This window comes from Vibrio pomeroyi (assembly GCF_024347595.1).
Taxonomy (GTDB): domain Bacteria; phylum Pseudomonadota; class Gammaproteobacteria; order Enterobacterales; family Vibrionaceae; genus Vibrio; species Vibrio pomeroyi.
On the sequence record NZ_AP025507.1, the window covers coordinates 1,196,520 to 1,212,065 of the forward strand.

Sequence of the window (15,546 nt, forward strand, 5' to 3'; positions counted from 1 at the left end):
GCATGTCGGCAGAAGCACAAGCACCAGAACAAGAAGCAGCCTTAGTTGAAACAGGCTCACTTCTGGATAGCATCCTTAATGAGACCCGTCTCAAACCGAGCGATGAGGGTTTTGACGTTGCAAAGCGTGGCGTTGAAGCATTCATTGGCGAGCTATTAAGCAGCTCAACAGTAGAAAAAGTAGATCAATCGTTGGTTGATTTAATGATCTCTGAGATTGACCAAAAATTATCCAAACAGGTTGATGCAATTCTTCACAATGAAGAGGTTCAAGCGATTGAATCAACGTGGCGCGGACTTAAATATCTGGTAGATCACACTGATTTCCGTGAAAACATTCAAATCGAACTGATTTCGGCTAAGAAAGACGAAGTTCTGGATGATTTCGAAGATGCCCCTGAAGTCGTGAAATCTGGCTTATACAAACAGATCTACACGCGTGAATATGGTCAGTTTGGCGGTAAGCCTGTCGGCGCCGTTATTTGTGACTACCAATTGTCTGCATCTTCACCGGACATCAAGCTGATGGAGTATATGGGTAACGTAGGCGCTATGTCTCATGCCCCATTTATTACTTCGGCTTCTTCTCAATTTTTTGGTTTGGATTCTTATGAAGAGTTACCAAATCTAAAAGACTTGAAATCGGTATTTGAGGGACCTCAGTATACTAAGTGGCGTGGATTCCGCGAACATGAAGACGCTCGTTATGTAGGTCTGTGTACATCGCGCTTCATGCTTCGTACTCCATACTCAGTTGAAGATAATCCTATTAAAGCATTTGATTACGATGAGATGGTCACGGATAGCCACGATAACTACCTTTGGGGTAACTCGGCTTATGCAATGGCTTCAAAGATCAGTGAATCTTTTGCTAAATACCGTTGGTGTCCAAATATCATTGGTCCTCAAAGCGGTGGTGCGGTCACTGATTTGCCAGTATACAACTTCGAAGCTATGGGTCAGATCGAAACTAAGATCCCAACTGAAATTTTGGTTTCTGACCGTCGTGAGTACGAACTTGCAGAAGAAGGCTTTATGGCTTTAACCATGCGTAAAGGTTCTGATAATGCAGCGTTCTTCTCGGCAAACTCAGTTCAAAAGCCAAAAGTATTTGCGAATACGCCTGAAGGTAAGCAAGCCGAGATGAACTACAAGCTGGGTACTCAGCTACCTTATATGTTCATCATCAACCGCTTAGCGCATTACATCAAGGTTCTTCAACGTGAGCAAATAGGTTCTTGGAAAGAGCGTACAGACCTAGAAGTCGAGCTAAACAAATGGATCCGTCAATACGTCTCAGATCAAGAGAACCCGCCAGCAGAAGTTCGTGGTCGTCGTCCATTGCGAGCGGCAAAAGTTGAAGTATCTGATGTAGAGGGCGACCCAGGTTGGTACAAAGTATCAATGTCTGTTCGCCCGCACTTTAAGTACATGGGTGCAAGCTTTGACTTATCTTTGGTTGGAAAACTAGACCAATAATAGGTTTTGGAAATTAATAAGCGGCCAGGTTTCTGGCTGCTTTTTTTCTTAGAGTTATATATGGAAAAAGGTTACCGATTACTAGAACGAATTGAACTAGGTGAACCTAAAAACTGCTATGAAAAGGTGGTTTCACATAGACATTTAATTGAATCCATTCATCTACACCTTGCCGATTTACTTAATACACATTCGGGTAATGCAATGATCGATGCGGAATATGGCCTACCTGACTTTAACGATGTTCTATCGAATAACACCAATTTAGTTCGTCACATTCAAAAGAATATTACCTCCACAATAGAAAGCTTCGAACCTCGGTTACGAAGCGTTGAAGTACATTATCGAGAAAATCATAACAACCCTCTTCAATTAGGCTTTGGCATATGCGGCGAAGTCTTACATAACGGTGGAAAAGTTCCGATGTCTATCGATGTCTATATGGGAACTGACGGCCAATTTAACGTTTAGTAGGTGCCCCTTGAGTAACAGTAAATACTTTCAAGATGAACTCACATATCTACGAGAGTCAGGCAGTGAATTTGCCAAATACAATCCAAAACTGACCAACTTTTTATCTGAAGGGACATTTGATCCCGATGTAGAACGTCTTCTCGAAGGTTTTGCGTTTCTTACTGGCCGTATTCGAGAAAAGATCGACGATGAACTACCAGAGCTAACGCAGTCATTAATGACACTGTTATGGCCGCATTACATGCGCTCGATTCCTTCATTGTGTATTAGCGAATTAACACCACACTCAGGAAGTGTTACTGAAAAAACTGTAGTGAAGCGCGGAGCCGAGATGGCCAGTGAGCAAGTAGAAGGAACACAGTGCTTATTTAGAACCTGTTATGACGTAGAGCTTTTCCCGCTGAAAATAACAAATGTTGAACAAAGTAACAGCCGAACAAGCTCTTCAGTGGATGTGACATTGGCTACTGAGCATGGTTTAGAGTTGTCACGTATTGGCTTAGATAAGCTGAGGTTTCACTTACATGGTGAGATCCACATAACTAGAATCCTCTTCTTATGGATATTTCGATACTTAGATCACGTCGAACTAGACGTAGGTGGTGGTTACAAACGTAAAATTGGACCTGAGTTCATTAAACCGGTTGGTTACCAAGATGACGAGGCGATATTACCTTACAGTGAAAACTCATTTGCAGGCTATCGATTACTGCAAGAATACTTTTCCCTGCCTGACAAGTTTATGTTCTTTGATGTCACAGGCCTAGAATGGTTAAAAGGAATCCCCCAGAGGAGCACCGTGAATCTTAAGTTTCATTTTAAGAGAGCATTACCGGCCGAAGTCGTCCTGAAAGATAAGCATTTAAGGTTACATTGCACTCCAGCAGTTAATTTGTTCGAAAAAGATGGTGACCCAATTAGGCTTGAGCACCGTCGAAACGAATATAAAGTAAGACCACAGAGTAACAATCAAGATCATTACGAAGTTTACTCAATAGACCAAGTGGAAAGCTGGAGTAAAAATGAAAGACGACGAAAACCTCTGATTGAGTTTGAGTCGTTTGAACATCAAATCAACCAAAGAGACAAGCGTGATTTTTATAAGTCAAAAGTTTCAGAACGAGTAAGTGGGAGAGGGCTTGAACGTTTTATTTCTTTCCATACGCATAATGGTGATATCGCAGATTTAGGCACTGAAACAGTGCTGATGAAGTTACAGTGTAGTAACTCAGATCTTTCTGAGAGACTATCCGTAGGAGATGTTATATATACTACTCATAAATCGCCGACTTACGCGACGTTCAGCAATATTACCAAACCGACACAATCTGTCAGTCCTCAAGTCAACGGAGAGCTTCAATGGCAACTGATAGCTAACATGTCGCTTAACTATTTGTCGCTCTCAAATATAGATGTACTTAAAGTCTTACTCTCGACATACGATTTTCATTCCCGGGTTGACAGGCAAGCACACAGAGCTTCATTACATAGGCTTGACGGAATTATCTCATCAGAAATGAAACCTATTGATAGGGTGTTTAGAGGGGTGTCGGTGCGTGGAAACCAATTCAAGTTAATGATGAACTCAAGCTTTTTTGTTAACGAAGGTGACATGTTTTTGATGGCAAATGTCTTGAACGAGTTCATACGATTATATTCAAGTGTTAACTCATTTACAGAGTTAGAAGTGTACGATGAACACCGTGGCGAAAGCTATCAATGGGCGAGCTTAACTGGGCATCAAACGATCTTATGATTGAAGTATTAACAGAAAAAACAAATGAATTTAGCTTCTTTCAAGCGGTGTTGCTATTGGAGAAGCACTACCAGTTGTTACCGGGCAGTGATTTTGTCGCTGTTGGTGAAAACAAATACTTTCGTCAAGAGAGGATCGCGTTTAGTGTCTCACCAAACTTATGCTTCCCCAAAAGTGACATGGAATTCATTAGCCATATGGAAAGGTCGGGTGAGAATTACTCGAGAATCGAAACGAATTTTCTAGGTTTACATGGCTCTAGCTCTCCTTTGCCAGCGAATTACACAGAAAAATTGGTTGGTAGGGACATAGATGATAATCCAGTCAAAGATTTTTTTGATTTCTTCCATAACAGGTATACCGGCTTAATTTATCGTGTTTGGAAAAAATATCGTTACCATGTTCAATATCGAAGTGATGCAACAGATGAGTTTTCTGGAAGAATTTTACACTTGGCTGGCTTATCTAATGTTATTCAAGAGTCAGATACTATAGGGCTAGATCGTGCGAAAATTTTATCTTACGTTAACCAACTGTCGACTAGAACACGATCGCCGAAGCTTATTTCTGGGATTGTTTCACATTATTTTTCGTTACCTAGTGTCCGTATTGAAGAATGGGTATTCCGGAGAGTAAAGATTGCTGAATGTCAAAGAAACCAGTTGAATCGTATGAATTGTATTTTGGGTTCTGATCTTCATTTAGGAAAGAGTATTCCAGACCTAAACGGGAAGTTTAACCTATGTATTGATAACATTGATTTCGAAACGTTCCGTAAATTTTCTTTTGGGGGAGAGTACCATACAACTCTAGTCGGTTTGATGCGCTTTATTCTTCGCGACCCAATGTCTTGGGATCTAAAGCTCACGGTTGATTTAGAATCAATTCCTAAAAATCAGCTCGGCCGAGGTGATGGCACAAGCTTAGGCCAAACCTTTTGGTTAGGCCAAGCGAATGAAAAAGATGCCAAGATCCGGGTGATCGGTGGTGTATAAAAAAGCCGCTCGTAAGAGCGGCTTTGTTTTATCGACTAATTGGCTGGTGTAATACTACGGTTGTATTGAGAGAACGGATGCCATTAAAAGACTCTATCTCATTACATAAATGGTGTATTGATTGTAAGTCGGGTGCTTCAATCAAAGATATAATGTCATATGTACCGCCAACGATGCTGGTCAACCTAACTTCAGGTAACTCTTTCAATGCGTTACTCACATCATTTTTTTTACCTTTTTCACAAGAAATTAGCAGGTAACTCGCTGCCTTCCTTCCGTCATTTTCCACTCTAATTTGTGCCGTATATCCTTTGATAATACCGGTTTTTTCGAGTCTGTTGATGCGCTCGGCAACTGCCGTACGCGACAAACCAATATTGCGAGATAGATTAGCAATCGATTCTCGTCCATTGGAGAGTAGATTAGAAAGAATCTTACGATCTAGTTTGTCTAAGCCTTGTAAACTAATGTTGGACATCATGTGTTCTGCCTTTGCTGAATTATTATTGTATTTGTATTTGTATTTGTATTTGTATTTGTATTTGTACTATATCGCTTCAGGTAAAGTGAAGTTGTATAGCTCCGCTAATGTAAACGGGTTTTTCTGGGTTAAAGGAGTAATTCTTAAGCTCAGGTCTCTGCCTGATACTTTGATATCACTCACGAAGCTACCGTTATGGGTATTTGTTAACCTAGAGTCTCCAAATAACCGATATATGGCCCATTGACCATTTTTATTCAATACGTGTTGTTTACCCTCGTCTGTTACGTCTTGTATTGTAATGCTAATGTTGAAGTCTCCATTTTGAGGAGGCCATTCAAGTTCACGAATTCTGCTCGGACCATGGTAATAATTGATATTAGAATCCGCTATCTTCAAGCTCGCTCTAATAGCACTAGAATCTAGGTCAAGTACTTTTGCGCTAAACGGAAGGTATAGTCGGTTCGTACTTTTATTGATCAGCGTATCTCTAATTACATTGTAATTTCTAAGTTGAACAAGTAGCTCTGGTGAAAGTGGCATTGTTTCGCCTTCTACCTGTTTTGGCGTCCAAAGATTGGTGTCGTAAAAAGGAGCAAAGTTTTTCTCGATAAATGTATCTAACAAGCCTCCAGATGCGAACAAGAGCTCGAAATCTTCTATTGATATTTCTTCAGTTGCAGTTAAATCAAATGGGTATCTTCCTAGACCTAACTCTTTGAACTTTGTATATATCTCACTATACCAAAGCGTTTGAATTCCTTTTGATGATTCAGAGATCATTACAGACCAGCTCTGGTTAACTACGTCTAAAAGCCAACTTCTTACTGGTTCTGGAGATTTTTGAGCAATTTGTTTCAAACGAATGAGTGGGTCAGCCTCGGTACTTCCCATTCGATGTTGTGCAGCGGATAACGCTGCCATTTGAGGATCTGGCGCGTCAGCGATATCCTTCATATAAGTTCGAACTCGGCTCAATGCCGTTATAGTCTCGTCCCATGGGGTAGGAGAGTTTGGAGTCTCGTTTATCTGCAGTTGGTTCAGGATATGAAATGCCTGTTCCACTCTTTTCATCAATAAGTAATCGGGTTGTACCATTTCCTCGACGAGCTCAGGAGTTGCATCCACGGCCCCTGCGAGTTTTGGGTTAATCTTTGCCATCAACGCGCTCTGTTCACCGATAGGTGAGAATTGTGTATTTGTATACACTTGCTTTAAAACAGTTGTCATTGGCGAAGATGGCCCAGAAATCAGATCAATAGCGTTAGTTATTTCGCCAATATTGTTGTAACGCTTTACTTTGAGTTCGCTTAAAGCATTACGCCAATAGCTAATGTAGTCATCCGTGTATTTCTTCCTTACTTGTTTTTTGAAGCTTTCCTGTTCTTTGTCAGTAGGAATCACGTGGTTTGATAATCCCAATACCCAATTGTCGGTGATAACTTGTTGAGACATTAAGTCGACGCGAGGGCGATAGAAAGTACTGAAACCTGTTGAAGTATAAACTTTGTCAATTTCTAACCGCTTAGGATCCAAGTTATCATTGAATACATTGTTGAAGTCAAAACCTACAGCTCGTTGTAGGTTCAAAGTGCCTAAATCGATATCTCCAGCTTGTTGTAACAAACTCGCGTAAACGAGATCTACGTTTGAACTAGAAAGTAGCGATCGTCTCGTTGCACGTACCATGTTCATGTTTATCGAAACGGGCTCAAAATTCGTGCGGAAGTACGCATCCAAATACTTCATAACAGTAGCAACCGTATCGGGTTGATCACTAAGCTTTTCTAGCGTTGACATCGTTTGCTGACGCAGAAATTTAATCTCTCGCTTACTCGAGTCATTCAACATTAAATAACCTTTAAGCAAGGGTAGTGCATTGTTAACATTGTCTTGGTTATGGGTTAGCTGTATACGATATCCTTGCTCAATTACCGGCATTAGGTGTGTTCTAATCTGAGTAATCAAGGCGTTATACGCGATCTTAGTGCTTTCATCTAAACGGCTAACATTAAGGTTCAAAAACTCATTTTCTAGTGCGTCTGATCCACTTAACCATGCCTGATAGGAAGGCTGGATAGTTTCTATTGCACTTGTCAGTGAGCTTTCAAAAGATTGATCTTTTAGGCTTATAGATTGGTGGTCATCAATTCCCATAAGTTGACTGATCACTCTTAGATTACTATCTAAAGTCGTTGAAAATAGGACGGCACCACTCGCAATTAAAATGACAGAGGCCGCGACCGCCAAGCGGCTTTGTCTTTGGATCAACCTAAGATAAGTTTTGTTTTCGCCCGCAAAGTCAGATTCTGGGAGGATCTGAGAATCCATTAAGAAACGTGTGAAATAGGGTGTTTCAGTTAGCTGAGTATGTTCCGAAGCTATAATAGGTAAATTAAAGTAGTTACTACAGCTCTTCGCTAACAGATTGTATTTTCTACCACCTTGAATATTTGATATAAAAAACACTTCGCGAATATCAAGTGAGTAGGAGCCGGTATTAAGTTCTGAAAGTCGCTCTATCACAGAGCCGATTTCTGATTGACATAATTCAAACTGTTTAGGGAATGCTAATATAGCTTGCTTCTCATTTACGTCGTTGGAATGGGAAGAAGAATCTAGTGCATTACTTTCCATCACTTTGACCAAATTTCGAAAACTATCGTGGTAGTACTCAACAAATACACCTTTAGCTTCCTTCAGTGGAATGGACAAAAACTCAACCGATGTTTTTAAAGAACTAAAGTGTATGTATTCCTTAAAGCCTTCTAGTTTATCGAGTTTAGACATCATTAGATAAAGAGGAATTGCCGATGATGTTTTGTCACTTACTGACTCTAATCGATGATTCAGAGCAGTTAATGTATAGTCAATTTGCTCTGATTCAGAAACGATTAAAAATTCAAAATCGATAAAGAAAAGGCAACCTGAAAATGGCTTTCTAGGCTTGTGTTTAATGACCTCATCTACAAATGTGTTCCACAGAGCGCTATCGTTACTTGATACTTCTTGAAACAATAGGCGTTGATCCGGTTTGATATACACGGCGGAGTCTGACTCATACCATTCGAAAAAATCATTCTTTGCAGTACGAGTTTGATCCATTGGCTTGATCGCACTGGAGTTAAGTAGAAACTGAGTTCGACCCGCGTATTTATTGCCAATCATTAAATAGATTGGCTTTTTATTGGAACGAGAAAGAAGCGGACGGATGACCATGGCTAATGCTTCTTCTTCTGTTTCCAGCTTCAGGGCTTTAGTGTTGTTTTTCTTTTTTAGCCACAACGTTACTTGAAACAACGAATAGAAAATTGTTATAGCACCTAAAGCAATCCATAGGTAAAACTTGTCTGTTATATCTAGCCAAAGGATATAGATTGCAGCGATCGTAGCTGCAAGAAAGAGGAAAATGGCCGTTGATATAACAACAGGGTTCCTCATTAGTTTGTGTTTTAACATAAGCCTATTTCGTTGTTTTGAGTTTGTTGTAATACCGAGTCTTAAGACGGTTTTTTGAGTTTTACGGTTTATTTGCTGACAGATCTGATTCTAAGGTTTTTATTTTGTGTAAATAGACGTTCAGTATCCGAAGAGATTTCTGTAGTTCTTGTTGTTGTTGTTCTTTTTCTGCATATTCAATGCGGCCAATCAATGGAAAAAGAGAGTTACTGTACTCATAAGCTCGTGCTGTCTTTTGACTTTCACTTCCTCTAATTACATTCGCAAATACAGTCCTGGCGTTAGAAAAACGTCGGTGAATTTGGGCGTAATCTGTGTTTAGTTTTTCTTGTTCATTGGTGAACTCTTGGCGTAATCGGAGAATAGAAGACGAGTCCGGATACAGCTTGGTCAAATCAAGCGTCAATCGGTCTAAAATATCGATCTGATACACTTTGATTGGATCGGCAACCCAACCTTTCATTAGTGTGTCTAATTGGTTTACTACATTAGGTCTAACATCTTGAGAAATCGGAGCATATTCATATCTTAATGAATGTGCTATTTCATTAAGTTGTGAGATATCAGACGTGATGATCTTTTTAGTCAGATCTTTTAATTGGTACTGCTTATAAAAGAAGTGAGAGGACAACGCCAAAGCAAGAAATCCGGCTAACAGGTAGACGACTAAATAATTAGAGGGCGTTTTATCGTCGACTTTCGATGTTGTTGCAGATTGCTTATTTGACACATCAATTTTAATGGTTGATGGTTGAGCCACTGGTGTTGGTTGTTTATTTTCTTCTGGAGCTCGGTGCTTTCGTTGATTCTCTGCTTCGCGCAGCTTTGCCTCGGTCTCTTTATGTTCATCAACCCATTGCTTTAAGATTCGACGTACCCCACCTAATGAAGGTGCTTTTATCCCGTAATGTAGTCTTAGTTCTTCTTCTATTCTCATACATAAGCGATGGCAAGTTTCGATCAGCAGTACGTCGTCGGGGTTTGTTTTAATCGACTTTATTCGTTTTTCTGTGTGTTCAACCATCCAGTCTATCGCCCCAATCCTTGCGTTTGATTTTGTAACTTCTGGGTATGCGCTAAACCAATAAACGACACATAAGTCCAGAATAGAACTGAGTCCTTCAGCTAAACCTTTTAAGCCATCATTATGTGTTGCTGCGACAGTAAAGTAGCAACTACAACGGAAATCTTTGCTGTTTTTCGAAAGTATCGTTTTTGAAAGAGACTGAACCTTTTTCCAAGATACTCTCCCTGTCACCTTATTAAGGTTATTAATTTGACGTTTTATCTCTGTAAAATCATCTAATGCGTTTGGGTTAGTTCCGCTAGGCTTTTCTTCGTCAATAGGCCGTCTTGTGAAATCTGAGGAGAACATAATCTTGATATCCAACTGTATATATAACGAAATCGAAATTTAGCGATAACTAATAAATTTAGCCTCGCTTGTTTTTATATTTATATTTTTTCAAGGATTCTATAGTCAAACAGAATAATTTGAATGTTAAAAGATTTGAAAAGTTCTGAATTTCAGCACTATGTGACGTTATTCACAAAAAGATCAAAAAATGTAACAATTTACGACTGGGCTTTATAAAATTTCAGTGATGAAAGTCACGTTTATGGTCTTTGTTGGGAAAAATAATATGAACCTAACTATTTCTGTGTGTGGTGTTTTATTGTTCAATAATTACTCTTATCAATGATTGCATAAATATTAACTAACACTAAATTAGAAAATGCTGGAAATGATTATGCTACAGCTTAAAGATAAAAAAGTGGCATGTTAGGTTTTTTGAATTTTGTAAATGCTAATTTTTTTGTATTGAACAACCTTCTTTCTTTGGATGGTTGTTGGTCGTTTGATTTCTCAATTATTGATAGTTTTGATTTTATAAATGAATTTATTTGTAATTATTCGTAATGCATTTTCTTGTAGATATATCGTTTTTATTGCCAGTTATAATGTCGTAAATGGTGGGTGTGACCTTCTCCTTATTGTAAAAGACATAATACTTGCTATCTTGCGCATCTAGTTAATATATGGATGAACTCAGAGGGAAGCATGCGAAACCTAAGTCAAATCGGTCTAATATCCACAATGTGTCTTTTTTCGTCCATCGCAATCGCGAAGGGTGAAAGATATGGTGGCTCAATAAATATGCTGAGCATAGACACTATAGAATATGAAGAAGGACCGAGCGGCCAAGTAGATGCTCTGCGTTACGGGTTCGTCCATACACGTCCAATCGATGAAAGTAACAACCGATGGCGTTGGTGGTTAGGTTTTAATTATTTGACTGAAGACGACATCGAAGCTCCAAAGAATGGCGTGTATAACGAGGTAACCAATTACGAACTTCGTATTGTGCCTCAGTATGCTTTAGGTAGCTGGTCGGTGTTCACACCTTATATAGGTGCAGGCTTGTCTTTAGGTTACTCGCAATACTCAAACCGTTGGAAAGTTGACGACCAAGGCTTTCGTTACGGCGAACAACTTGAAGATATCGATCAATTTGAAGCTGGCGCTGTTGTGACTTTTGGTAGTGTGATCAAATTAGGAAGTAACCCAGACGCTCATTTACAAATAATACCGCAAGCTTCATACATCTTACCTTTTTATAACGAGGGTCTAGGTGGTGTCGAGTTTAGTGTTTCTCTTCTGTTTTAAAGGCTATTCATGCGTATAAATCAATTGGTTTTGGTGATCTCGAAGTGCCCTGAAGAATATGTTGGAGCTAAAAGTATCGAGATGCCTGAAGAAGGTGGGTCTTTAGGGCGAGAAGCAGGTTGTACAGTGACCTTAACGGATCACAACCGATTCATATCTGGTACGCACTGTCTATTGAGTATATATGGAGAGACTTATTACATTAGTGATGTGAGTACAAATGGCACATTGGTTAATGGTAATAAGATCCTAAAGAATCAACCAGTTTCGTTGTGCGATGGTGACAGAGTTTCTCTCGGTCAATATGAAGTGAGTATTTCGCTAGAACTAATAACAACATCGTACGATATTGCGTCTGAAATCGCACCAGAAAGAGACTCAACAGACCCTTTAATGAACTTAGAAGAGTCAGTTGTTGAAGAGGAAGTAGAGCCTGGAACACTTGAAGACCTTTTCATGGAAACAAAACCTGATGGCGTAGATAGTCACGATCCTGTCGAACACTTAAAGTTTTCAATGCAAAGGGACGACGATTACCTAGTAAGGGACGAGGGCAGTGATGAAGGCGTTGTCAACGCATCAATAGAATCTCAGAGGCAAGTAGTTGATGATAGCTTGAGTATTCATTCTGAGTTTGACCTTCCTAATTTAATTCCTGAAGATTGGATGGGATTAGATGAAGAAATGCCGGCCGCTGTCAACCATCATAGTCTCGCTATTGAAGAAGAAAGCCCAAGTATTGTAAAACCTACTCGTAATGTAGGCTTAGGTCGTGATGAAGGTTTTCAAGGAAAATCTGAAGAACGAGTTGAGCGCTCTATTGCTGCTAAGCATGATATTTCAGCTCCTGAGTCGCAGCCCGTGAATGCTTCTAGTAATGCCAATATACAAAACCATAAATGGGAAGAGGTGACCCAAGAGTTTGTCCCACATATTGAGCCTCAAGAGTCACCGATGGAAAACGAAGGTAAAACTCAGAACAGTATTGCGTTGAGTAAGGCTTCATCTGAAAACGTAACACATGCGTTTTTCGAAGGGCTAGGGGCAGATATAGAAACAGATTCTAATCATGATGCGTTATTTTTCAAACAAATGGGCGCTTGTTTGCGATTGTGTATCGATAATCTGTACAAAAACTTGCAGGGCGTTGAAGAGCTTACGGATGAAAATTCGTTTACTCAAAATGATCTCAGTTTGACTACGTTAATGCTAACTCTAAACAGTCAAAACTTGTTAGCTCCTAACGAACTCATTGAGCAGATATTGGATGAACTTGATGAACATGAAGCGATATATTCCAAAGTTGTCAATGATCTTGTGTTCGACCAATTAAAAGTAAACGACCCGAAAAAATTCGAAGTTGGTCTAAGCCAAGAAACTCGTTTTTTAAGCAAGTCGAAGTTATGGCAAAAGTACGCTGAACATTATGAACAGAATACTCGAGCACTCAATGAATCTACGTTCAAAGCGTTGGTCAAGGATCGTTACAATAAGGTTGCAAAAGCCGATCATGCGTAAACTAATTATCGTTATCACGTTGTTTGTTTTGTCAGGTTGTTCTATGTGGGAGCAGTTCAAAGAGTCCTCAGGGATTACTCCAGACACTTCTTCTATTGAACTTGTTATCGAAGCTTCAGAACACCTCAATGTCCGTGACCAAGGTCAATCGTCCCCAGTTATTCTGAGAGTTCACGAACTAACGTCTCCAGTTATGTTCCGTAGTTTGGACTTCTTCGCTTTGTTCGAAAATGATAAGGCCTCCTTGGGGGATGAATACATTAAACGGTACGAATATCAGCTGCAACCAGGAGACAAGTTGCACGAGATTCTAGAGTTAGACCCAACAACTAGAGCATTGGGTTTTTCTGTCGCATTCCGCGATATCAATGGCTCATCTTGGCGGAAGGTCGAAGTGATCGAAGAAAAAAGTGAGTACTTCCTCAGACTAAAACTTGAGGGTAGCGAATTATCTTCGAACAATACTCGTGGTATTGAACAGACGTATTTTTAAGGAACTGACGAATGTCTTTATATAACCCAGTTGTTTGGCAAGATGGTATGTTCATGAAGCCTCAACATTTCCAACAACTAGACCGGTCTCAAAGTAAGTTATCTAACATGCTTAGCTCTAATAGTTCTCCATTACATTGGGGAGTGAAAAAAATTGAGATTAATACTGAGCTATTGGCATTAGGAAAAATCGGAATCACACGAGCAGAAGGTATATTACAAGACCGCACGCCATTTGATTTACCGCTTCTTGCTGAGCTTCCAGAAGTAAGAGATGTTGACCCATCTATTGCGGATAAAGTGGTGTACTTATGTTGCCCACTACCATCAGAGCGTTCGGAACTCTTTGGAGGTAATGGTGACGGTGCTCGTTATAACATGGAGACCCAAGAAGCCGTCGATGCATGTTATGAATCAGAAGATATGGCAAGTATTGTGGTGGGTAAACTTAACTTCTTCTTAATGTACGACCACGAAGATAAGAGTGCTTATACCTCGATACCCATTTTGAAAATTTCCGAAGTGAAGCCCGACGGAAGCATCATTTTGGATGAGAAGTATATCCCTACGTGTATTGATATTCATGCTTCTACCGTTTTAAGCAAGTTCGCGACTGAATTCGCGTCAATGCTCAAACATAGAGCAGAATCTATAGTTCAGCGTTTGGGTGTGGTTGACCAACAGGGCGTATCATCTGTTGCTGACTTTATGTTGTTACAAGCCTTAAATCGCTACGAACCGTTGTTCTGGCATTTTGCAAGTGTAGAGGGTGTTCATCCAGAGTCGTTTTATCGAATCCTATTACAAGCTGAAGGTGAATTATCTACATTGTGTTCTGCATCTCGCAGACCGCAAGAGTTCACCAAATATAACCACAGCCAACTTACTGATTGTTTATCTCGTACACTTGATAGCGCGAAAATGACACTAAGTGTGATGTCAGAGCAACGCGCAATACCTCTAACATTGAGAGAGCAAAGCTACGGAATTCGAACTGCAGCAATTCCAGACAGTAAAATTGTCGAATCTACGACGTTTATTCTTGCTGTTAAAGCAGACGTACCGCTTGATATTTTGCATACACAGTTTGTGAGTCAAACTAAGATTGGTTCGATCGACAATATTCGCGATCTAATCAACTTACAATTGCCGGGCATTGAAATGAAACCAATGCCAGTGGTACCTAGAGCGTTGCCTTACCATGCTGGTTATACCTATTTTGAGCTCGATAAAGCGAGTGACGAATGGAATGCATTGAATAACACCGCTGCCATCGCTGTCCATATTGCAGGTGACTTCGCGAACTTATCACTACAGCTTTGGGCTGTACGCCTATGAGTTACGCCGAAAACGATGTCACCGTAGTACTATTTCAACCAGAGCCTGGCAAGCCAATGGAGGTTATGCCTGCACCTGATTTATCTAGAAATATTGCGGTAAGAGACCTAAATGTTGAGAGTATGGGTGTTAACCCTTTGGTCGATCAGTTTACTTGGTTAATCGCCAGTCTCTCATGCATGTCTTCGATTCCTTGGTTGGACGACCCTGGCCCTTTTAGAGAACAAGTTGCACGAGAAATTCGGAAAGGTGAACGAAAGCTCAATGAAATGGAGTTGGATCGAGCATCAATATTGGTCATACGCTATTGCTTATGTGCTGCGATAGACGAATCTGTATGTCGACAAGAGTGGGGGGCGAACAGTCATTGGAGTACGAATAGTTTGTTGTCTGAGTTTCACAATGAAACATCGGGTGGCGACAAGTTCTTCACCATCTTAGAGCGCTTAAAAGCTGACCCTAGAAAATATAGACACGTAATAGAATTCCTCTATTTATTGCTGCAGCTAGGGTTCCAAGGCAAGTATGGTCGAGAAGAGCGTGGCAACGAAAAGCTTTCAGAGATAGGAAATACTATCTATCGCTTAGTTAGAGACGAGCGTTTAGCTGAACAGGAAAAAGTAACGTTAGTTAACTTAAAGGCGAAGTACTTAAAAAAACCGCTCAAACGGGTTATTTCCCCTAAGTTAATTCTTGGTGTCAGTACTGTCATCTTTGGCGTTATGTATGCCGCGACTTACTTGGTTATTGACCTAAAATTTCAGCAGCTTCTGGATGTGTATCAGTAGCATTAGATTTACTTGTGAGATCTTCTGTCCGTTTTTAAAAATAGAATCGAAGTAACAGTCTCATCCTTCATTTTCACTAAGTACTTAGAGAGATTGCAG

General features: G+C 40.1%; 12 protein-coding genes. 9 read left to right on the forward strand and 3 right to left on the reverse strand.

Annotated elements, in window-relative coordinates; all coding sequences use genetic code 11:
* Positions 1–2 precede the first annotated feature (2 nt).
* Genes tssC through tssG form a run of 4 tightly spaced genes read left to right on the forward strand, consistent with a single transcriptional unit; the run spans position 3 to position 4,703 of the window.
* Positions 3–1,478 (forward strand): type VI secretion system contractile sheath large subunit, encoded by a 1,476-nt coding sequence (tssC, locus tag OCV12_RS21295; protein ID WP_048610634.1) that lies wholly within the window; start codon positions 3–5, stop codon positions 1,476–1,478.
* Positions 1,479–1,538: 60 nt separating this feature from the next.
* Complete coding sequence (gene tssE / locus OCV12_RS21300; RefSeq protein WP_261886064.1) at positions 1,539–1,949, forward strand: type VI secretion system baseplate subunit TssE; 411 nt, start codon at positions 1,539–1,541, stop codon at positions 1,947–1,949.
* 10 nt (positions 1,950–1,959) lie between these two features.
* The gene (gene tssF / locus OCV12_RS21305; protein ID WP_261886065.1) at positions 1,960–3,708 is read left to right on the forward strand and encodes a type VI secretion system baseplate subunit TssF; all 1,749 of its coding nucleotides are present in this window, start codon (positions 1,960–1,962) and stop codon (positions 3,706–3,708) included.
* Positions 3,672–4,703, forward strand: a complete 1,032-nt coding sequence (gene tssG / locus OCV12_RS21310) for a type VI secretion system baseplate subunit TssG (RefSeq protein WP_390904562.1) — start codon at positions 3,672–3,674, stop codon at positions 4,701–4,703. Before tssF ends, tssG begins: the two co-directional genes overlap by 37 nt.
* Before the next feature lie 28 nt (positions 4,704–4,731).
* On the opposite strand, the gene OCV12_RS21315 is transcribed toward tssG, so the two are convergent.
* From OCV12_RS21315 to OCV12_RS21325, 3 genes are all read right to left on the reverse strand, one after another.
* Positions 4,732–5,184: an Lrp/AsnC family transcriptional regulator gene (locus OCV12_RS21315; RefSeq protein WP_017062578.1), complete on the reverse strand. Its 453-nt coding sequence runs from the start codon at positions 5,182–5,184 to the stop codon at positions 4,732–4,734.
* A gap of 66 nt (positions 5,185–5,250) precedes the next feature.
* The gene (gene tssM / locus OCV12_RS21320; RefSeq protein WP_261886067.1) at positions 5,251–8,643 is read right to left on the reverse strand and encodes a type VI secretion system membrane subunit TssM; all 3,393 of its coding nucleotides are present in this window, start codon (positions 8,641–8,643) and stop codon (positions 5,251–5,253) included.
* A gap of 61 nt (positions 8,644–8,704) precedes the next feature.
* On the reverse strand, positions 8,705–10,018 hold the full coding sequence (locus OCV12_RS21325) for a type VI secretion system ImpA family N-terminal domain-containing protein (RefSeq protein ID WP_261886068.1): 1,314 nt from the start codon (positions 10,016–10,018) through the stop codon (positions 8,705–8,707).
* A 687-nt stretch (positions 10,019–10,705) separates the two neighbouring features.
* Between OCV12_RS21325 and OCV12_RS21330 the strand changes: the two genes are divergently transcribed.
* From OCV12_RS21330 to icmH, 5 genes are read left to right on the forward strand one after another with little or no spacing between them, the layout of a single operon-like run.
* Positions 10,706–11,311: a hypothetical protein gene (locus tag OCV12_RS21330; RefSeq protein WP_261886069.1), complete on the forward strand. Its 606-nt coding sequence runs from the start codon at positions 10,706–10,708 to the stop codon at positions 11,309–11,311.
* A 9-nt stretch (positions 11,312–11,320) separates the two neighbouring features.
* Positions 11,321–12,829, forward strand: a complete 1,509-nt coding sequence (locus OCV12_RS21335; protein ID WP_261886070.1) for an FHA domain-containing protein — start codon at positions 11,321–11,323, stop codon at positions 12,827–12,829.
* Entirely contained in the window at positions 12,822–13,322 is a 501-nt protein-coding gene (tssJ, locus tag OCV12_RS21340; RefSeq protein WP_261886071.1) for a type VI secretion system lipoprotein TssJ, read from the forward strand. The genes OCV12_RS21335 and tssJ overlap by 8 nt, the downstream gene beginning before the upstream one ends.
* Positions 13,323–13,333: 11 nt before the next feature.
* The gene (tssK, locus tag OCV12_RS21345) at positions 13,334–14,659 is read left to right on the forward strand and encodes a type VI secretion system baseplate subunit TssK (protein WP_261886072.1); all 1,326 of its coding nucleotides are present in this window, start codon (positions 13,334–13,336) and stop codon (positions 14,657–14,659) included.
* Complete coding sequence (icmH, locus tag OCV12_RS21350) at positions 14,656–15,447, forward strand: type IVB secretion system protein IcmH/DotU (RefSeq protein ID WP_017064531.1); 792 nt, start codon at positions 14,656–14,658, stop codon at positions 15,445–15,447. Before tssK ends, icmH begins: the two co-directional genes overlap by 4 nt.
* The last annotated feature ends 99 nt before the right edge of the window (positions 15,448–15,546 follow it).